The organism is Sulfitobacter sp. LC.270.F.C4 (genome assembly GCF_032922545.1).
Classification (GTDB): Bacteria; Pseudomonadota; Alphaproteobacteria; order Rhodobacterales; family Rhodobacteraceae; genus Sulfitobacter; species Sulfitobacter profundi.
This window is the reverse complement of record NZ_CP136692.1, coordinates 495,293-514,682: the sequence shown is the minus strand read 5'-3', so window position 1 is coordinate 514,682 and position 19,390 is coordinate 495,293. Positions and strand designations below refer to the sequence as shown.

Genomic DNA, 19,390 nt, shown 5'->3' with positions numbered 1-19,390 from the left:
TCCCCCCTTGGTTGCCCGCACTATTCAACGGGGCCGCGCCTGACGCAACGGCGTTCAAGCGCCCCGCATCAATGCCGCCATCACCGCAGGCTCTGTCCCGAACCCATGCGCCGCCATCTGATCCGCCGCCGCCAGACGCACAGCCTCATTCTTGTTCTGGCCCAGCTTCCACGTGCCATCGATCCCGGTGACGCGGATCTGGCAGGGCACGATCATACGTAGCATCTTGTCGCGCGCCTCGGGGGTCATCTTGTCCATCGTCCACGGGGTCTTGGGGGCCAGCCGCGCCTCATAGACTGCCGACTGCCGCGCCAGCAGATCAAGCAGTTCCTCTGCCGGGCGCACCTCTAGCATCCCGGTCAGATGCACGGCGACGTAGTTCCATGTCGGCACTTGGTCTTCGATGCCGTACCAATCGGGCGAGACATAGCTGTCGGCCCCGGTCACCGCCAATCGCACCGGCTGCGGGGCCTTCAGCGCCCGCGCGATGGGGTTTGAGCGCACCAGATGCAGCTCCGCCAGATCCCCGGCAGCGTTCAGAATGAAGGGCACATGCGCCATCAGCGGCCCGTCGGCGGCGTTGATCGCCAGCACGCCAAAGCCCATGTCGCGGGCAAAAGCGAGGTTCCTGTCTCGGCCCTCTTTGCGGTAGATCGGGTTGGGATGCATGGCGGCTCCTGAGCGTTTCTTTTGGTATTGCAGAGCCTTCCCCAACTTGGCAACCTAGCATCATTCTCAGGGCGGGGCGAAATTCCCCACCGGCGGTAAGCGGTTCCCGCAAGCCCGCGAGCGGCCCCACGGGGTGTCAGCAGATCTGGTGCGACTCCAGAGCCGACGGTCACAGTCCGGATGGAAGAGAATGCGAACAGATGTGGGGCCTTGGCCCTGCCTATGCTCGTGATCGCCTTGGGTGGACGTGTCTGAACCTAAAGGAGATCACCATGACACAAGATCGTTCCGCCCGTTTCGCCTTTGTGCGCGCAAGTTGGCATGCGGATATCGTCGACCGCGCCTATGACGGATTTACCGAAATTATCGACGCCGCGCAGGTCGACAGTTTTGCCGTCCCCGGTGCCTTTGAATTGCCGCTGATGGCACAGCGCTTGGCCAAAACGGGGCGCTATGACGCCGTGGTCTGTGCGGCCTTCGTTGTCGATGGCGGTATCTACCGTCATGACTTCGTGGCGCAGACCGTGGTCGATGGGCTGATGCGCGTGGGGCTGGACTGCGACCTGCCGGTGCTGTCGGTCTCGCTCACCCCGCATCACTATCAGGAAACCGACCACCACAACGCGATCTACCGCGCGCATTTTGTCACCAAAGGACGCGAGGCCGCCCAAGCCGCCCTCGGCATGACCCAAGCGCTGGAGGTGTTTTCTTCAAAAGAAAACGCCCCGGAAATTTCAAAAATTTCCGCCGCCTAACCCAGATAGGCACGCAGGGCCGGGGGCGGGTTGTCGAGCAATTCCGCCGCTGGCCCCGGCGCATGAGCGCGCCCGCCTTCGACAAAGATCACCTCATCCGCGATGCGCCGCACGTCATCGGGCGCATGGGTTACCATGATCAACCCCGCCCCGGTCTCTCGGGCGAGGTCTTGGACAAGGTCCAACATCTCAATCCGCAGCGCGGGGCCAAGCGCGGCAAAGGGTTCGTCCAACAGCACCCAAGGCCGCGCCTGCACCAGCACCCGCGCCAGCGCCACGCGGCTTTGCTGCCCACCCGACAGCGCACCGGGGCGTTTGGCGGCGTGATCGCTCAGCCCCACCCGCGCGAGGGCGGCATCGATCCGCCCTTGATCCGCCGCCTTCAGCCGCAAGTCAGGGCGCAGCCCAAGGCCGACGTTCTGCCGCACGGTGAGATGGGGAAACAGGTTATTATCCTGAAACAGCATCGTCATGCCGCGCTGGCCGGGATGCTGTTCGGTGATGTCCGCGCCATCCCGCAACAACCGCCCTGCCGCCACCGGCACAAACCCACAGATCGCCGCCAGCAACGTCGACTTGCCCGACCCAGAGGGGCCGATCACCGCATAGCTGCGCCCCGGTGCGAGGGTCATATCGGCGACAAGGCTGAATTCGCCCCGCTCTATGCGCATCTTTTCAAGCGTCAGCATGCCAGCGCCCCCATTTGTCGCAGATGAAAAACACCGCCAGCGCCAAGACCAGCAGCAACAGCGCCGCACCTGCTGCGGCCTCCATCCGGTAAGCGTCCATCAGACGGTACATTTGTAAGGGCAGCGTCGCACGGTCCTGATCGGCGAACAGCGCGATCACGCCGAGGTCACCCACCGACAGCGCCCCGGTCAGCCCGGCGGCAAAGCCCAGTTGTGGACGCAAGCGCGGCAAGACCAACAGACGCCAAAGCGCCCAACCATTCATGCCGAGGGTCTGCGTCAGCGGGCCATAATCCTGCAACGTCTCACGTAGCCGCGGCACCAGAATGCGCAGCACGAAGGGCAGCGCCATCAGCGCGTTCACCAAGGCCGTGACCGGCAGGCTCAGCCGTGCGGGCTCCAGCACCGGATTGATCATGATGAACCACCCCGTGCCAATCATCAGCGGCGAGGCGGCCAAACCCATCAGGCCAATCGCCTCCACCCCGCCGCGCCGCCGGGTGGCGATCCAACCCGCCATCGGTAAGGCCAGTGTGGCAAGTACCATCACGCTGAGGCCCGCAACCAGACTGCTATTCAACGTGGCCTGCCAAACCGAGGGTGGCAACTGCCCTACCCCCGCCAAACCACGCAGCACCACAGCCCCCAGTGGCAGCAGCAGAAACAGCGCCGCCAACGTGATAACGACGATATCCAACGCTCGCTGCCCCCCGCCCCGCGCATCCCAGCGGCGCAGGGGGCGGTCCAGCCCGCCGCCCAGGCTGATCGGCGGGATCAGCCAAAGTGCCGCAACCGCCGCAGCACCGGCGAGCACAAGCTGCACCACCGACAAAAGTGCCGCCCGCCCAAGGTCAAAATCAAACCGAAACGCCTGATAGATCGCCAGCTCGATCGTCGTCGCGCGTGGCCCGCCACCCAGTGTCAGGGCCACGGCAAAACTGGTCAGACAAATCACGAAGATCAGCGCCGCCACGCCGGGCAGCACCTGCCGCAGCATCGGCCATTCCAGCGCCAGAAACAGCGCCCGCGGCGTCATTTGTAGCTGCCCGGCCAGTCGAAACCGCTCGGACGGTATGCTCTGCCAGCCTTGCAGCAAAAGCCGTGTCGCCAGCGGAAGATTAAAGAAAACATGGGCCAGAACGACCCCATGCAGCCCGTAGATCGACACGGGCGGCAGGCCCAGAGCCGCGCCAAATTGGTTCAGCACGCCCGAGCGGCCAAAGACCGTCAGCAGCCCCAGAACCGCCACGATAACCGGCAGAATAAACGGCGCGCCGAGCAGGGTGATCAGCGCCCCACGCCCCCAAAACCGCCGCCGCGCCAAGGCCCGCGCGACCGGCACCGCCAGCAGCACAGACAGCACCGCCGACCACACCGCCTGCGTGACGGTAAAACGCACCGCCGCCCAGTCCGCCGCGCCGAGCCCCGCCGCCACATCGGCTGCCATGAAAACGGCAACCAACGCAGCAAGGATCAGGCCCGCGACCAGTGCGGCGGCGAAAAGCCCCGTCCTGCCGCTTAGCGCGACAGCGCGGTCAGCCATTCGTCCAAAGCCTCTTCACGGAGCGCGGGGACTTCGCCGTTCGGCACCAACAGCGCCTTGCCGGGTTGGATCATACCGTCGAACCCTTCGGGCAAACCGCCTTCAGGCGTCACGGCGGGGTACATCCAGTTGGTCGTCGGCAGCACCGATTGCGCGGCATCAGAGACGAGGTATTGCAGGAACTGATCCGCCAGTTCCGGCTGATCCGACCCTGCGAGCTTTCCCGCCACTTCGATCTGCATGTAGTGGCCTTCGTCAAACAGCGCCGCTGTCTTGCTGTCGTCTTCCTCGGCAATTAGGTGATAGGCGGGGGAAGTCGTGTAGCTCAGCACCATGTCGGCCTCGCCTTCGAGGAACAGACCGTAGGCTTCGGACCAGCCTTTGGTGACGGTCACGACGTTATCGGCCAACCCCGCCCAAACCTCGGGCGCTTCATCGCCATAGGCCGCTTTGACCCACATCAGCAGCCCCAAACCGGGCGTCGAAGAACGCGGGTCTTGGATCACGATCTTCAAATCGCTCTCAGCCAGCGCTTTGAAATCTCCGGGCGCGTCCAGATCGGTGCCGTGGACAAATGCGAAATAGCCCCAGTCATAGGGCACGAAAACTTCGTCTTCCCAAGTGATCGGCAGGTCATAGTCGGCCTGCAATCCGCTCGGCGCAAACAGCTCGGTCTCTTTCGCGGCGGCGACAAGGCTGGTGTCGAGCCCCAGCACGATATCCGCGTCCGACCGCGCGCCTTCAAGCTTCAGCCGCGCCAAAAGGGCCGCGCCATCGCCCATGCCGACGAATTTCAGGTCGCAACCGCATTCGGCCTCGAACCCCTCTTCGATGGCCGGGCCGGGCCCCCATTCGGTGACGAAACTGTCGTAGGTATAGACCGTCAATTCAGGCGTTTCGGCCCATGCAGCCGATGCGCCCAAGACGCCCGCAGCAAGTGTAAGATACTTCATTGCATCCTCCTTTTGCGGCGAAAGGTAAAAGGTGGATGTCTGTCCGGACCTTCCCTCCGCCGGTGTTAACCGGTTCAGGTTCAACGGGTCCGCACAACACGTACATCTCAGCCCAAAGGCCCCCCGAGGTAGCGTCAGGGGTAGATGCCCCCCACACAATTGGCAAGGCAAATCCCCTTGAGGCAGGGCGCTGCCCCGGCTAAGGGTTTGACAACAGGAGGTCCGCCCATGTCGATCAACAGCTTTGGCCATCTTTACCGGGTCACCACATGGGGCGAAAGCCACGGTCCCGCCCTTGGCGCCACGATTGATGGCTGCCCCCCCGGCGTGCCGATTGACGAGGGCATGATCCAGCAGTGGTTGGACAAGCGCAAACCGGGCCAGAACAAATACACCACGCAGCGGCGTGAGGCGGATGAGGTGCGGATTCTGTCGGGCACCTTCGAGGGCGTCACCACCGGCACCCCGATCCAACTGATGATCGAAAACACTGATCAGCGCTCCAAAGACTACGGCGACATCAAGGACAAGTTCCGCCCCGGTCATGCCGACATCACCTATTTCCAGAAATACGGCATCCGCGACTATCGCGGGGGTGGGCGTTCCTCGGCCCGCGAAACGGCGGCGCGGGTGGCGGCGGGTGGTCTGGCGCGCGAGGCGATCAAGGCGCTGGCCCCGAACCTGCAGATCACCGGCTATATGGTGCAGATGGGGCCGCATAAGATCGACCGTGATGCCTTTGACTGGGGCCAGATCGACCAAAACCCCTTTTGGGTGCCCGACGCCAAGGCGGCCAGAGACTGGGCCAACTACCTCGACGGGCTGCGCAAGTCCGGCAGCAGCGTGGGTGCGATCATCGAAGTCACCGCGCGCGGCGTGCCTGCGGGGCTCGGCGCGCCGGTTTACGGCAAGCTCGACACCGATCTGGCCGCCGCGATGATGAGCATCAATGCCGTCAAAGGCGTGGAGATTGGCGAAGGCATGTCAGCCGCGATGCTGACGGGCGAGCTGAACGCGGATGAGATCACCATGGGGCCGGAGGGGCCGGAGTATTCCTCCAACCACGCGGGCGGTATCTTGGGCGGGATCAGCACCGGGCAGGATGTCGTGGTGCGTTTTGCGGTGAAGCCGACCTCAAGCATCCTGACCACGCGGCGTACCATCACCAAACAGGGCGAAGAGACCGAGATCATCACCAAGGGCCGCCACGACCCCTGCGTCGGCATCCGCGCCGTGCCGGTAGGCGAGGCGATGATGGCCTGTGTGCTGCTGGATCACCTGTTGCTGCACCGCGGGCAGATCGGCACCAACCGCGGACTGATCGGCCCCGAAGCATGAGGACCAGAGTATGAAAGTCGATGATTTCTCCGCCCGCCCTGCCCTTGGCGTCGGGCTGAAAATCACGGCGATCCTGCTCTTTACCTGCATGTCTGCGATCATCAAATCGCTGGCCGACGAAGTCCCTGCAGGCGAGTCTGTCTTCTTCCGCTCCTTCTTTGCCATTCCGGTGATCCTGATTTGGCTGGCGCAACGCGGCAAACTGAAAAGCGGGCTTAAGACCAAGAACCCGATGGGCCATGTCTGGCGCGGGCTGTTTGGCACCACGGCGATGGGGCTGACCTTCACCGGCCTTGGCCTGCTGCCCCTGCCCGAGGTCACCGCTATCGGTTTCGCCACGCCGATCTTTACCGTCATCCTCGCCGCCGTATTGCTGGGCGAACAAATCCGTCTGATCCGGGTCACCGCTGTCGCGGTCGGGCTGGTGGGCGTGATGATCATCCTCTGGCCGCGTTTCAGCAATATCGGCACCATGGAGCAGACGGCCACCATTGGCGCACTGTTGATCCTAATGGCGACGATGGTGCGCAGCCTTGTGCAGATCCACATCCGGCAATTGGTGCAGAACGAAGACACGGCGGCGATCGTCTTTTACTTTTCCGTCACTGCATCGGTCTTGGCGCTTTTCACCCTGCCCTTCGGCTGGGTCATGCCTGATCTGCAAACCTTTGGCTTGCTGGTGTTGGCAGGGTTAATCGGCGGAGTGGCGCAGATTCTTATCACCTCGGCTTATCGCTTTGGCTCGGCTTCGATGCTGGCGCCATACGACTATACCTCGATGCTCTTTGCCATCTTGCTGGGCTACGTCTTCTTTGCCGAACTGCCGACGATGATGATGCTGGCAGGCGCGGCGCTGGTGATCAGCGCGGGCGCGCTGGTGATCTGGCGCGAGCGGCAGTTGGGGATGGAGCGCGGCAAAGCGCGGTCTGTCACCGATCCCAAGGCGTGATTCATTGCGGGCTTTCGCCCGGCTCGCCCTCTCCCTATGGTGCCCCGAAACCGGATAGAGGAGATGACCGATGAGCGACGCGGATCCGCAAGACCACAAGGAAAAGATGCAGCAGCGTCAGGCCGAACAGCGCGCCAAGGTGGCCGAGCTGCAAGACCCTGACAAGGGTCTTGTGCTGGTCCATACCGGGCCGGGCAAGGGCAAATCCTCCTCTGCTTTCGGGGTCGTCGTACGCGCGCTTGGCTGGAAACAGCGCGTCGGTGTGGTGCAGTTCATTAAGGGCAAATGGAAGACCGGCGAACGGCTGTTCTTTGAACAACTCGATGAGGTGACATGGCACACGATGGGCGAAGGTTTCACCTGGGACACCCAAGATCGCAACCGCGACATCGCCGCCGCCGAGGCCGCATTTGGCAAGGCGCGCGAGATGATGGCGAGCGGGGACTATGACCTCGTGGTGATGGATGAGATCAACATCGCCATCCGCTATGAATACCTCAAGATCGAAGACGTCATCGCCGGGCTTGATGCCCGCGACAAGCGCACAGCGGTCGTGCTGACAGGCCGCGACGCCCGGCCCGAGCTTTGCGACTATGCCGATCTGGTGACCGAGATGTCAGAGGTCAAACACCCGTTCAAAGCAGGCATCAAAGCACAGCGCGGCGTCGACTACTGAAACGAAAAGGATCGCCCGCTTCTGGGCGATCCTCTCAATCCGACCGCTCAAACGGGTCTTTAGATCGCGGCCCCCTTGGGGTCGAGCGTCACCGAGTAGAGCTCGGTGTCGGCACGGTCCATCAGGCGCACTTTCATCTGCTGGGTCTTGGCGTCGATATCGACCAAGCCAAAGAATTGCAGACCAGCAGAAGGCGGCAGGTTCACCTGACCCTCCTCCGGCGCTTTGACGTATTTCAACTCGGGGCCAAAGGTGCCGTCCAATTCGTTCGGGCCAAACGTGCCTGCGTGCAGCGGGCCCGAGACAAACTCCCAAAACGGGTCGAAATCCTGAAACTGCGCCTTGTCGGGGTTGTAGTAATGCGCGGCGGTGTAATGCACATCTGCCGTGAACCAGACGACGTTGTCGACCTGCGCGGTCTTGATGAAACGCAGCAGCCCCGCGATCTCTTGCTCGCGCCCCTTGGCGGCACCGTTGTCGCCATTGGCTACCGCTTCGGCCCCGCCGCCGACGACCAGTCCGATGGGCATGTCGCAGGCGATGACCTTCCACGTGGCCGCCGAATTGGTCAACTCCCGCTTGAGCCATGCCATCTGCTCGGCCCCGAGGATCTCTGTGGCCTGCGACATCTCGGTCTGCATGTTCTCGCTGTTCGGCCCCCGGTAGCTGCGCAGGTCAAGGAAGAAGACATCCAGCATCGGACCGTAGTTGATCTTGCGGTAAACCCGGCCCGGCTCGGCGGGGGTGATACGCAGCGGGGTCATCTCGTGAAAGGCCTGCGAGGCGCGGGCGGCGAGGACGTGGATCGACTTTTCGCTATAGCGGTCGTCTTCCATCAGGCTGCGCGAAGAGGACCAATTGTTCACGACTTCATGGTCGTCCCACTGCATGAAGGTCGGCACATGGGCGTTCATCTCGCGCACATGATCGTCCATCAGGTTGTATTTCCACTGGCCGCGATATTCGTCCAGCGTCTCGGCCACTTTGCGTTTCTCATCGATGATCGTGGTGTTTTTCCACAGCGTGCCATCCTCAAGCTGCACCTCATCCTCAAGCGGGCCATCGGCATAGATGGTGTCACCGGAATGCAGGAAGAAATCGGGGCGGTGTTTGGCCATGGTCGCATAGGTGCGCATGCCCTCATCGTCGATGCCCCAGCCCTGACCGGCGGTATCGCCCGACCAAGCAAAGCGCACGTCGCGGCGCGCGGTGGGCGCGGTGCGGAACTGGCCGATGATCGGCTCTGAAGTGGCGTTGATGTCGCTCAGGTCGGCAGCGGTGAAGCGGTAAAAGATATCCTGATCCGACGGCAGCCCTTCGACCAGACGTTTCACGGCCAGATCGTGGTTCGGCAGCGCGTTCATCGGTGCAAGCTGCCGAGCGTTGGCGAAGCTTTCGGTTGTAGAGATTTCAACCTGCACCCGTGCCGGGCGGTCGGTGCGGGTCCAGATCATGCCGGATTGCGTGTCGACATCACCCGATTGCACCCCATGGGTAAACACCGGGCGCGAGGCGGCACGGCTGAGGCTGGGCATGGCAAGGCTTGCGGCAAAGGCGGTGGAGCCCGCCAGCACAGCGCGACGGGTCGGGCGGATCAATTTGGTCATCTTTGGCTTCCTCTGAGGGTGGCGATGGCCGCACAGAACCCCCGCCGCGTGACAGAGCGCCGACAGATGCGTGACTCTTTGGCAAAGCTTTGGCGACAGCGCTGTAACGTGTTACCGAAATCAACTCCGCAATTCTATTCAGTAACATTTTGATTGAAACGAATCGCCCTGATGTGTAAATTGTGGGGCAACAACAGGAGCACCCCCATGCAGGCATTCATCTGCGACGCGCAGCGCACCCCCATTGGCCGTTACGGCGGCGCACTCTCTTCGGTTCGCGCCGACGATCTGGCCGCGATCCCGTTGAAGGCGCTGATGGAGCGGAATCCTTCGGTGGATTGGGCGCGCGTCGATGATGTCATCATGGGTTGCGCCAACCAAGCCGGCGAAGACAACCGCAACGTCGCGCGCATGGCCGCCCTGCTGGCCGGTCTGCCCGTCGACGTGCCGGGCGCCACGATCAACCGCCTCTGCGCCAGCGGCATGGACGCCGTCGGTGCCGCTGCCCGTGCGATCCGCGCGGGTGACATGGATCTGGCCATCGCAGGCGGGGTAGAGAGCATGTCACGCGCACCTTTCGTCATGCCCAAGGCCGAAACCGCCTTTTCCCGCAACAACGCCGTCTATGACACCACCATCGGCTGGCGATTTGTGAATCCCAAAATGAAGGCGCAGTTCGGCGTCGATTCCATGCCCGAAACCGCCGACAACGTCGCCGCCGACCATGATGTGTCGCGCGAGGACCAAGACGCTTTCGCCGCCCGCAGCCAGCAACGCTGGGCCGATGCGGATGAGAAAGGCATCTTTGCCGAGGAAATCGCCCCCGTTACCATCCCGCAGCGCAAAGGCGATGATGTGATCGTCGACCGCGACGAACACCCCCGCCCCGGCTCCACGCTGGAAAAACTCGGCAAACTGCGCGGCATCAATGGCGCTGACCTGACTGTGACTGCAGGCAATGCCTCGGGCGTCAACGACGGCGCGGCGGCGATGCTGCTGGCGTCAGAGGCAGGCGTGAAAGACCACGGCCTCACCCCCATCGCCCGCGTCGTTGCCATGTCTGCCGCAGGTGTCGAGCCGCGCGTCATGGGCATCGGTCCGATCCCCGCAGTCCGCAAGGTGCTGGACCGCGCGGGCCTGACGATCGAACAGATGGACGTGATCGAACTCAACGAGGCTTTCGCCTCCCAAGGCCTCGCCACCCTCCGCGCCTTGGGCGTGCCGGATGACGCAGCCCATGTGAACGCCAACGGCGGCGCCATCGCCATCGGCCACCCTCTGGGCATGTCGGGCGCACGTCTGGTGATGACGGCGGCGCTGCAGCTCAAGCGGACGGGCGGCAAATACGCGCTATGTACAATGTGTGTGGGCGTGGGACAGGGCGTCGCCCTGATCCTCGAAAACGCAGGCTGAGACTTCTTTCCGGGAAAGGAACAGAACGATGTATGCACAGATGATCAAATCCACCGGCAAGGGCATCAAATCCCTCGACGAGATGGACCCCGAAGAACGCGCCTTTCAGGAGCGCATCAATGCGGGCGGCAAGATCGAGCCCAAGGACTGGATGCCCGACGGCTACCGCAAGAACCTGATCCGCCAGATCGGTCAGCACGCGCATAGCGAAATCGTCGGCCAATTGCCCGAGGGCAACTGGATCACCCGCGCGCCCACGCTGGAGCGCAAGGCAATCCTCTTGGCCAAGGTACAGGACGAGGCGGGCCACGGGCTCTACCTCTATTGCGCGGCCGAGACGCTGGGCGTGACCCGCGACCAGATGACCCGCGACCTGCTGTCGGGCAAAATGAAGTACTCGTCAATCTTCAATTATCCGACCCTAACATGGGCCGATATGGGCGCGGTGGGCTGGCTGGTCGATGGCGCCGCGATCATGAACCAAGTGCCGCTGCAGCGGACCTCGTACGGTCCTTACGCCCGGGCGATGGTGCGGATCTGCAAGGAAGAATCCTTCCACCAGCGCCAAGGCTTCGACATCATGATGAAGATGGTCAAGGGCACAGAGGCGCAGCGCAAAATGGCCCAAGACGCGCTGAACCGTTTCTGGTTTCCGGCGCTGATGATGTTCGGCCCCTCAGACAAAGATTCGGTCCATTCCGCGCAGTCGATGGCGTGGAAGATCAAGATGAACACCAACGACGAGCTGCGCCAGAAGTTCGTCGACGAGACGGTGCCGCAGGCCGAATACCTCGGCCTGACGATCCCCGACGAAACCCTCAAGTTCAATGAGGAAACCGGCCATTACGATTTCGCCGAGCCGGATTGGGAAGAGTTCTTTCAGGTGCTCAAGGGCAATGGCCCCTGCAACACCGAACGGCTGGCGGCGCGCAACAGGGCTTGGGACGAAGGCCGCTGGGTGCGTGAAGGGCTTTTGGCCCACGCCGAGAAAAAGCGCAGCAGACAAATGGCAGCGGAGTAAGCGACATGAGCAGCCCTGAATCCAGCGAATACAAAGGCACCGAGGCCGCCCCCCACGGCAAGGCGCGCTCCACCGAATGGCCGCTGTGGGAGATCTTCATCCGCGGCCAGCACGGGCTGAGCCACCGCCATGTCGGCAGTCTGCATGCGGCAGACGCGGAAATGGCGATCAAGAACGCCCGCGATGTCTATACGCGCCGCAACGAAGGCGTGAGCATCTGGGCGGTCGAGGCCAGCGCCATCGCCGCCTCCTCGCCCGAAGAAAAGGGCGCGCTTTATGAGCCCGCCAATGACAAGGTTTACCGTCATCCGACCTTTTTCGACATTCCCGACGAAGTGGGGGCGATGTGAGCACGGTTAACCCTAAGTTCGAATTCCTCTGCCGCATGGGCGACAACGCCCTTGTGCTGGGCCACCGCGTTTCGGAATGGTGCGGCACGGCTCCGGTGCTGGAAGAAGACATCGCGCTGGCCAATGTGGCGCTCGACTTGATCGGGCAAACGCAGCTGTGGCTGGGCATGGCAGGTGAGGTCGAGGGCGCGGGGCGCGACGCCGACAAGCTGGCTTTTCACCGCGATGTTTGGGATTTCCGCAATATGTTGTTGGTCGAACAGCCTAATGGCGACTTCGGCCAGACCATGATGCGGCAGTTTCTGTTCGACGCTTGGCATCTGGCGCAACTGACCGCATTGATCGATTCCAGCGACAAGGAAATCTCTGCCATCGCCGAGAAATCGGCGAAGGAAGTGACCTACCACCTCGAACGCTCCTCTGACACGGTGATCGGGCTCGGCGACGGGACCGAGGAAAGCCACCGCCGTATGCAGGCGGCGCTTGATCTTCTCTGGCCTTATGTCGGTGAGATGTTCCTTGGTGATGACGTCGACGCGGCGATGGTCGAGGCGGGCATCGCGCCCGAACCGGAAAGCCTGCGCGCGAGCTATGACCAACTCGTCGGCGACACGCTGGTAGCCGCGACCCTGGCCAAACCCGAAGACGATTTCGCCCACAAAGGCGGGAAAAGCGGCGCACGGCACAGCGAACATCTCGGCCATATGCTGACCCAGATGCAATGGCTGCAGCGCGCCTACCCGGACGCCACATGGTGAAACCCAGCCCCCACAGCCGGCCGGCCCCCGCGCCGGTGCCGGGGGTGGTGCGCGATACCGCCCCGCGCGGTGCCGCGTTGGCCGGAAAGCCCACGTTAGAGACGGTTTGGGCATGGCTTTCGGCGATCCCGGACCCGGAGATCCCGGCCATTTCGCTCACCGATCTGGGCATCATCCGCGATGTGGCGTGGCAGGGCGACTCGCTGGTCGTGACCATCACGCCGACCTATTCGGGCTGCCCGGCCACCAGCATCATCAACCTCGATATCGAGATGGCGCTGCACGGCCATGGGATCGAAAAGCTGGAGTTGAAACGCCAGCTTTCCCCGCCCTGGACCACCGAGTGGATGACCGACACCGGCCGCGCCAAGCTGGAAGCCTACGGCATCGCGCCACCCCGTCCCGCCGGTGGGCCGCAACATTGTCCGCATTGCAAATCTACCGCGGTGGAGCGGATCAGCCAGTTCGGCTCGACCCCCTGCAAGGCGCAGTGGCGCTGCACCGAATGCCGTGAACCCTTCGACTATTTCAAATGTATCTGAGGCCCCGATGAGCCAGTTTCACCCCTTATTAGTGACTGATATCCACCACACCATCCGCGACGCGGTGGTGCTGACGCTAAAGCCGGAGGACCCCGGCGCCTTCGCCTTTACCCAAGGCCAATACCTGACCTTCACGCAGGATTTCGACGGCACCGAGCTGCGCCGCAACTATTCGATCTGCGCCGGGTTGGACGATGGCGAGCTAAAGGTCGGCATTAAGCGCGTCGATGGCGGGGCATTCTCGACCTATGCCAATACCGAATTGAAGGTCGGCGATACGCTCCACGCCATGCCGCCGCAGGGCAAATTCTTCACCGCGATCGAGCCGGAGGTGGCGAAAAACTACCTCGGCTTTGCGGGCGGGTCGGGCATCACGCCGGTGCTGTCGATCCTGAAAACCGTGCTGAAACGCGAGCCGAACTCGACCTTCACGCTGGTCTATGCCAACCGCGCGGTGAACACGATCATGTTCCGCGAGGAGCTGGAGGATCTGAAAAACCGCTACATGGGCCGCCTGACGGTGATCCACATCCTCGAATCCGGTCAGGATATGGAGTTGTTTGAGGGCCGTATCGATCAAGCGAAATGCGATGCGCTGTTTAAACATTGGATTCAGATCGACAATATCGACACCGCCTTCATCTGCGGCCCCGAACCGATGATGCTGACGATTGCCGAGGCGCTGAAGACCAATGGGCTGATCGACGAACAGATCAAATTTGAACTCTTCAGCGAAAGCCAGCAGGGCCGTCTGGCCAAACAGGAAATGGCCAAGCGCAGCGAGGGCCAGAGCGGCACCGAAATCACCGTCATCATCGACGGCGCGCGGCGCAGTTTCACCATGCAGAAGGGCCAGTCGGTGCTGGAAGCGGCGCTTGAAAACGGACAGGAAGCGCCGTTTGCCTGCAAGGCCGGGGTCTGTTCGACCTGCATGGGCAAGGTGCTGGAAGGCGAGGTCGAGATGATCTCGAACCACGCGCTGGAGGATTACGAGGTCGAGCGCGGCTATGTGCTGACCTGCCAGAGCTACCCGCTGAGCGACACGCTCACCATCGACTACGACACGCACTAAAGGAGCCGACATGCGCGATATTCACAGTTACGCGGCAGGCGAATGGCTGGCCCCGGGCGCGGGCGCCCGCAACATCGCCAGCGCCATCACCGGCGAGGTCATCGCGCAGGCCGGCAACGATGCGCTCGACGCGCAGGCCATGCTCGGCTTTGCCCGCGACCACGGTGGCCCCGCCCTGCGCGCCATGACCTTCCACGACCGCGCGCGCATGCTGAAGGCGCTGGCGCTGCACCTGATGGAGCACAAGCAGGCGCTTTATGATCTGAGCTACGACACCGGGGCGACGCTGTCGGACCACAAGATCGACGTGGACGGCGGCATCGGCACCATGCTGGTTTTCGCCTCCAAAGGCCGTCGCGAGATGCCGGACGCGCAGGTCTATCTCGACGGTGCGCCCGAGCAACTGGGCCGCGACGGGCAGTTCATGGGTCGCCACATCTGCACCCCGCTGCAGGGCGTCGCGGTGCATATCAACGCCTTCAACTTCCCGGTCTGGGGTATGCTTGAGAAGCTCGCGCCCACGCTGCTGGCTGGCGTGCCCGCCATTGTCAAACCCGCCACCGCAACCTGCTACGTCACCGAACATTGCGTGCGGCTGATGCTCGACAGTGGGCTGCTGCCGAAGGGCGCGCTGCAACTGGTCAGCGGCGGCTTGGGCGACATGCTCGACCACCTCGACTGTCAGGATGCCGTGGCCTTTACTGGGTCGGCCGATACCGCGCTGAAGCTGCGCAGCAATCCCTTGTTGCTGCAGAACTCGGTGCGTTTCACGTCTGAGCAGGACAGTCTCAACGCCTCGGTCCTTGGCCCTGACGCCGTTCCCGGCACGCCAGAGTTCGACCTCTTCGTCAAGGAAGTGCAGCGCGAGATGACTGCGAAGGCGGGGCAGAAATGCACCGCCATCCGCCGCATCATGGTGCCGCAGGCGCAGGTCGACGCGGTGATCTCTGCTCTGTCAGAACGCCTCGCCAAGACCACCATCGGCGACCCCCGCGCCGAAGACACCCGTATGGGCGCGCTGGTCTCGGGTAGCCAAAAACGCGACGTGCTGGAAAAGGTGGCGCTGCTGAGTGCCGAGGCGGAACGGGTCTTTGGCGACCCCGACAACTTTACCGTCAACGGCGCCGACAAAGACAAAGGCGCCTTCCTGCCGCCGATGTTGTTCCACTGCGCTGATCCCGACAGCGCCGAGCGCGTGCATGACACCGAGGCTTTCGGCCCCGTTTCCACCCTCATGCCCTACCGCGATCTGGCCCATGCCTCGCAGTTGCTGAACCGCGGCCAAGGCTCTCTTGTCGCCTCGATCATCACCAATGACGGTGAGGTGGCGCGCGAGCTGACGATGGGCTCCGCAGCCTTTCACGGACGGCTCTATTTCAACAACCGCACGTCGATGGGGGAGGCCACGGGCCACGGCTCTCCGCTGCCGCATATGGTGCATGGCGGGCCGGGCCGCGCAGGCGGCGGCGAGGAACTGGGCGGCATTCGCGGCGTGATGCATTACATGCAGCGCACCGCCATTCAGGGCAGCCCCGACATCCTCACCGCGATCGGCAAACAATGGGTGCCGGGGGCGGAAGAGATCACCGACCGCGCGCACCCCTTCACCCGCCGTTTCACCGAGCTGGATCTGGGCGAGACCTTCAACTCGCCCACCCGAGAAGTCACACTGGAGGATATCGAGACCTTCGCCCATTTCACCGGCGATACTTTCTACGCTCATATGGACGACGAGGCCGCCGCCGCGAACCCCTTCTTTCCGGGCCGCGTGGCACACGGCTACCTCTTGCTCAGCTTCGCCGCGGGCCTTTTCGTGCAGCCCGACCCCGGCCCGGTGCTGGCCAATACCGGGCTCGACAGCCTGCGCTTTCTTGAGCCTGTCTCGGCAGGCGACAGCATCAAGGTGCGGCTCTCGGTTAAGCACAAGACGCCGCGCAATGAGGAATATGGCGAGGTGCGCTGGCATGTGACCCTGACCAACCAGCGCGAGGAGGCGGTCGCGGAATATGAACTGCTGACGATGAATGCCCTCTGATCCCTCCCTTCCCGCTGTCGCGGCCTTTGCGGGCTTGGGGGGCCAGCGCGTCTGGTCGCTGATGGTCAGCCTGTTTGGCGATCTGGCGCAGGGAGAGGGCGATGCGATCGACGGGCCGGTGCTCTCGACGATCATGGGCGCGCTCGACGTGCGGCCAGAGGCGAGCCGCGTGGCGCTGCACCGGCTGCGCAATGACGGATGGTTGCAGTCACACAAGGTCGGGCGGATCAGCCAGCATAGCCTGACCGCGCAGGGCCGCGCGGAAAGCGCCGCCGCCAGCCCCCGCATCTACGCCGCGCCGCCGGAACTGACCGAGCCGTGGCAGATGGTAATGACCGAAGAGAACGGGCGCGAGACCGACAGCGCCCTGCGGGGCGCGGGTTTTATCGCCGCCCTGCCCCGCGCCTATGTCGGGCGGGCCGATAGCGCGGTGCCCAAAGGCTGTCTTGCCCTGCCCGGCACGCCGCCGCCCGACTGGCTGCGCCGCGCGGTGGAGCCTGCCGAGCTTGAGGCCGACTATGCCGCGCTGCTGGCTGCGCTTTCTACCTTGGACGCCGAACTGCCGGATGCAGACAGGTTGAGCGCCTTGGATGTCGCGGTTCTGCGCTGTCTGATCGTGCACAACTGGCGGCGGCTGGTGCTGAAACACCCCGCCCTGCCCGGCGGGTTGATCCGCCCCGAGTGGTCCGGCTACCGGTGCCATCTACTGGTCGACCGCTTGCTGCGCCGCTATCCCCGCCCCGCATTGCAGGATCTGGCCACCGCCTGACCCGGGGCAAAGCCTCCGCTTTCCCATGCCGGACAAGCACGATATAGACGTGCTCATGACAAATTTCCTCTATCAGAACGACCTGCCGGATGACCTCGACCTTGGGCCGATGGTCGCCATTGACTGCGAAACGATGGGGCTGCATCCGCATCGCGACCGGCTCTGTGTTGTGCAGCTTTCGGGCGGCGATGGTCACGCGCATCTGGTGCAGGTCGCCAAGGGCCAGACCGAGGCGCCGAACCTCTGCGCGCTGTTGGAAGATCCGCATGTGCTGAAACTGTTCCACTACGGCCGTTTTGACATCGCCGCGATGCGCAACACCTTTGGCGCCACCGCAGCGCCGGTCTATTGCACCAAGATCGCCAGCCGTCTGGTGCGCACATATACCGACCGGCACGGGTTGGCGAAGCTGTGCCAAGAACTGCTGAGCGTCGACATCTCGAAACAACAACAATCCAGCGATTGGGGGGCTGAAAAGCTGACCCAAGCGCAGATCGACTATGCCGCGTCGGATGTGCTCTATCTGCACCGTCTGCGCGATGAACTTAACAAACGCCTGATACGCGAAGGTCGGATGGACATGGCGCAGGCCTGTTTCGATTTCCTGCCGATGCGCGTCCGGCTGGATCTGGAGGGATGGCCGGACACGGACATCTTCGCACACGCATGAACACACCTTTCCTCGACACTGCCCGCCGCGTCATCCGCTGCGAATCCGAGGCGCTGACGCTGCTGGCCGACAGCCTTGATGACCGCTTTCGTGCCGCGGTCGATCTGATGCGCGCCTGCAAGGGCCGCGTGATCGTCACCGGCATCGGCAAATCGGGCCATATCGGCAACAAGATCGCGGCGACGCTGGCCTCTACCGGCACGCCCGCGCAATTCGTGCACCCGGCAGAGGCGAGCCACGGCGATCTGGGGATGATCACCGCGGCTGATGTGGTGCTGGCGATTTCAAACTCGGGCGAGGCACCGGAACTGGCGAACCTCATCGCCTATTCGCGCCGCTATGCGATCCCGCTCATCGGCATCACCAGCCGCCCCGACAGCAGCCTTGGCCGCCACAGTGACGTGGTGCTGGAACTGCCCCGCGCGGCAGAGGCCTGCGGCACCGGCGTGGTGCCGACCACCTCAACCACCTTGACGCTGGCGATGGGCGATGCGGTGGCCGTGGCCCTGATGGAGAACCGCGCCTTCACCGCCGAGCATTTCCGCGACTTCCACCCCGGCGGCAAACTGGGCGCAAGGCTGAGCCGCGTGGCCGATCTGATGCATGTGGGCGATGCCCTGCCGCTGGTCGCAGCCGACGCGCCGATGCCCGACGCGCTGAGCGAGATGAGCCGCAAGGGCTTTGGCGTGGTCTGCGTGACCGATGGCGCTGGCGCACTGGCCGGGATCATCACCATGGGCGACCTCGCGCGGCACCTTGACGGGTTGATGACCATGACCGCGCGTGAGGTCATGACCCCGGCCCCAGTTACCATCGGCCCCGACGAACTGGCCGAGAAAGCCGTGGGCGTGATGAACAACCGCAAGATCACATGCTTGATCGTGACCGACCCTGTGCAGGACGACGGCAAATCGCCCGTGGGCCTGCTGCATATCCACGACTGCCTGCGCGTTGGGCTGGGGTAGCCTGCGATGAAGGGTGACCGCCACTCTCGCGTCGTCTCTTGGCTGAAAGTGCTCTTTCCGCTGATCGCGCTGGCGCTGCTGTCGACCCTGTTTTTGCTGTCGCGCGCGATTGAACCGCAGGCGGTGATCCCCTTTGCAGATAAAGAAGTGCAAGAGCGGCTGCGCGACCAGCAGATCACCGGCCCCTTCTATTCCGGCACCACGGCGGATGGCGATCTGATCTCATTCTCGGCGGAAAAGCTGACCACCCCCGGCGGGGAAACCGGCACCAACGAGGCCGAAGAGATCGAGGCGACGCTGGACCTGCAGGGCGGTGCCAAGATCACTCTGCAATCCAACAGAGGTCGGTTTGACACCGGCGCGGAAGAAGCGGAACTGGCGGGCGATGTGCGGGTTAGCACCTCAACCGGCTACCAGATTCTGTCGGACCGGATGACTTCGAACCTCACCACACTAGATCTGCTATCACCCGGCCCGGTCAAAGCCACCAGCCCCGCGGGCGAGATTACCGCCGGGCGCATGGCCATCACCAACCGCCAGAACAGCGCCGGATCGCAATTGCTTTTCACAAAGGGTGTGAAACTGATATACACGCCGCAAGCAACGAAAGAGTAAC

At 63.3% G+C, this 19,390-nt stretch carries 20 protein-coding genes and 2 riboswitches; of the genes, 15 read left to right on the top strand and 5 right to left on the bottom strand.

Features of this window, described 5'->3' with window-relative positions:
* Positions 1–54 precede the first annotated feature (54 nt).
* Positions 55–669, bottom strand: a complete 615-nt coding sequence (locus R1T45_RS06290; protein WP_317390422.1) for an FMN-binding negative transcriptional regulator — start codon at positions 667–669, stop codon at positions 55–57.
* Between the two features lie 58 nt (positions 670–727).
* Positions 728–865, top strand: a riboswitch (FMN riboswitch).
* A gap of 76 nt (positions 866–941) precedes the next feature.
* Between R1T45_RS06290 and R1T45_RS06285 the strand changes: the two genes are divergently transcribed.
* The gene (locus tag R1T45_RS06285) at positions 942–1,424 is read left to right on the top strand and encodes a 6,7-dimethyl-8-ribityllumazine synthase (protein WP_132444028.1); all 483 of its coding nucleotides are present in this window, start codon (positions 942–944) and stop codon (positions 1,422–1,424) included.
* On the opposite strand, the gene R1T45_RS06280 is transcribed toward R1T45_RS06285, so the two are convergent.
* Genes R1T45_RS06280 through thiB form a run of 3 tightly spaced genes read right to left on the bottom strand, consistent with a single transcriptional unit; the run spans position 1,421 to position 4,609 of the window.
* Entirely contained in the window at positions 1,421–2,113 is a 693-nt protein-coding gene (locus R1T45_RS06280; protein ID WP_132444027.1) for an ATP-binding cassette domain-containing protein, read from the bottom strand. The genes R1T45_RS06285 and R1T45_RS06280 overlap by 4 nt on opposite strands.
* The gene (locus tag R1T45_RS06275; protein WP_317390421.1) at positions 2,100–3,656 is read right to left on the bottom strand and encodes a thiamine/thiamine pyrophosphate ABC transporter permease ThiP; all 1,557 of its coding nucleotides are present in this window, start codon (positions 3,654–3,656) and stop codon (positions 2,100–2,102) included. Before R1T45_RS06275 ends, R1T45_RS06280 begins: the two co-directional genes overlap by 14 nt.
* Positions 3,632–4,609, bottom strand: a complete 978-nt coding sequence (thiB, locus tag R1T45_RS06270; RefSeq protein ID WP_317390420.1) for a thiamine ABC transporter substrate binding subunit — start codon at positions 4,607–4,609, stop codon at positions 3,632–3,634. The genes R1T45_RS06275 and thiB overlap by 25 nt, the downstream gene beginning before the upstream one ends.
* A gap of 34 nt (positions 4,610–4,643) precedes the next feature.
* A riboswitch (TPP riboswitch) is annotated at positions 4,644–4,745 on the bottom strand.
* A gap of 92 nt (positions 4,746–4,837) precedes the next feature.
* Between thiB and aroC the strand changes: the two genes are divergently transcribed.
* The 3 genes from aroC (at position 4,838) to cobO (ending at position 7,572) form a co-directional block, all read left to right on the top strand.
* Positions 4,838–5,947 carry a chorismate synthase gene (gene aroC, locus R1T45_RS06265; RefSeq protein ID WP_317390419.1) on the top strand — a complete coding sequence of 370 codons (1,110 nt, stop codon included), beginning with the start codon at positions 4,838–4,840 and terminating at the stop codon, positions 5,945–5,947.
* 10 nt (positions 5,948–5,957) lie between these two features.
* A complete protein-coding gene (locus R1T45_RS06260; protein ID WP_317390418.1) occupies positions 5,958–6,896 on the top strand; it encodes a DMT family transporter in 939 nt (312 codons plus the stop codon).
* A 70-nt stretch (positions 6,897–6,966) separates the two neighbouring features.
* On the top strand, positions 6,967–7,572 hold the full coding sequence (cobO, locus tag R1T45_RS06255; protein ID WP_132444023.1) for a cob(I)yrinic acid a,c-diamide adenosyltransferase: 606 nt from the start codon (positions 6,967–6,969) through the stop codon (positions 7,570–7,572).
* A 59-nt stretch (positions 7,573–7,631) separates the two neighbouring features.
* On the opposite strand, the gene R1T45_RS06250 is transcribed toward cobO, so the two are convergent.
* Complete coding sequence (locus R1T45_RS06250; protein ID WP_120349876.1) at positions 7,632–9,179, bottom strand: alkaline phosphatase D family protein; 1,548 nt, start codon at positions 9,177–9,179, stop codon at positions 7,632–7,634.
* Between the two features lie 207 nt (positions 9,180–9,386).
* Here R1T45_RS06250 and pcaF point away from each other — a divergent pair, with 207 nt between their 5' ends.
* Genes pcaF through lptC form a run of 11 tightly spaced genes read left to right on the top strand, consistent with a single transcriptional unit; the run spans position 9,387 to position 19,389 of the window.
* On the top strand, positions 9,387–10,592 hold the full coding sequence (gene pcaF / locus R1T45_RS06245) for a 3-oxoadipyl-CoA thiolase (protein WP_067935332.1): 1,206 nt from the start codon (positions 9,387–9,389) through the stop codon (positions 10,590–10,592).
* 28 nt (positions 10,593–10,620) lie between these two features.
* On the top strand, positions 10,621–11,613 hold the full coding sequence (paaA, locus tag R1T45_RS06240) for a 1,2-phenylacetyl-CoA epoxidase subunit PaaA (RefSeq protein ID WP_317390417.1): 993 nt from the start codon (positions 10,621–10,623) through the stop codon (positions 11,611–11,613).
* Positions 11,614–11,618: 5 nt separating this feature from the next.
* On the top strand, positions 11,619–11,963 hold the full coding sequence (paaB, locus tag R1T45_RS06235) for a 1,2-phenylacetyl-CoA epoxidase subunit PaaB (RefSeq protein WP_093927696.1): 345 nt from the start codon (positions 11,619–11,621) through the stop codon (positions 11,961–11,963).
* 35 nt (positions 11,964–11,998) lie between these two features.
* Positions 11,999–12,721, top strand: coding sequence for a 1,2-phenylacetyl-CoA epoxidase subunit PaaC (gene paaC / locus R1T45_RS06230; protein ID WP_317391042.1), 723 nt, complete (start codon positions 11,999–12,001; stop codon positions 12,719–12,721).
* Entirely contained in the window at positions 12,715–13,263 is a 549-nt protein-coding gene (gene paaD / locus R1T45_RS06225) for a 1,2-phenylacetyl-CoA epoxidase subunit PaaD (protein ID WP_120349872.1), read from the top strand. The genes paaC and paaD overlap by 7 nt, the downstream gene beginning before the upstream one ends.
* Before the next feature lie 7 nt (positions 13,264–13,270).
* Positions 13,271–14,335, top strand: coding sequence for a 2Fe-2S iron-sulfur cluster-binding protein (locus R1T45_RS06220; RefSeq protein WP_317390416.1), 1,065 nt, complete (start codon positions 13,271–13,273; stop codon positions 14,333–14,335).
* A gap of 10 nt (positions 14,336–14,345) precedes the next feature.
* Positions 14,346–16,370 (top strand): phenylacetic acid degradation bifunctional protein PaaZ, encoded by a 2,025-nt coding sequence (paaZ, locus tag R1T45_RS06215; protein ID WP_317390415.1) that lies wholly within the window; start codon positions 14,346–14,348, stop codon positions 16,368–16,370.
* Positions 16,360–17,139 (top strand): PaaX family transcriptional regulator C-terminal domain-containing protein, encoded by a 780-nt coding sequence (locus tag R1T45_RS06210; RefSeq protein ID WP_317390414.1) that lies wholly within the window; start codon positions 16,360–16,362, stop codon positions 17,137–17,139. Before paaZ ends, R1T45_RS06210 begins: the two co-directional genes overlap by 11 nt.
* A gap of 55 nt (positions 17,140–17,194) precedes the next feature.
* Positions 17,195–17,809 (top strand): ribonuclease D, encoded by a 615-nt coding sequence (locus tag R1T45_RS06205; protein WP_317390413.1) that lies wholly within the window; start codon positions 17,195–17,197, stop codon positions 17,807–17,809.
* A complete protein-coding gene (locus tag R1T45_RS06200; RefSeq protein ID WP_317390412.1) occupies positions 17,806–18,774 on the top strand; it encodes a KpsF/GutQ family sugar-phosphate isomerase in 969 nt (322 codons plus the stop codon). Before R1T45_RS06205 ends, R1T45_RS06200 begins: the two co-directional genes overlap by 4 nt.
* A 6-nt stretch (positions 18,775–18,780) precedes the next feature.
* Positions 18,781–19,389 (top strand): LPS export ABC transporter periplasmic protein LptC, encoded by a 609-nt coding sequence (lptC, locus tag R1T45_RS06195; RefSeq protein WP_067630555.1) that lies wholly within the window; start codon positions 18,781–18,783, stop codon positions 19,387–19,389.
* Position 19,390: the final 1 nt, after the last annotated feature.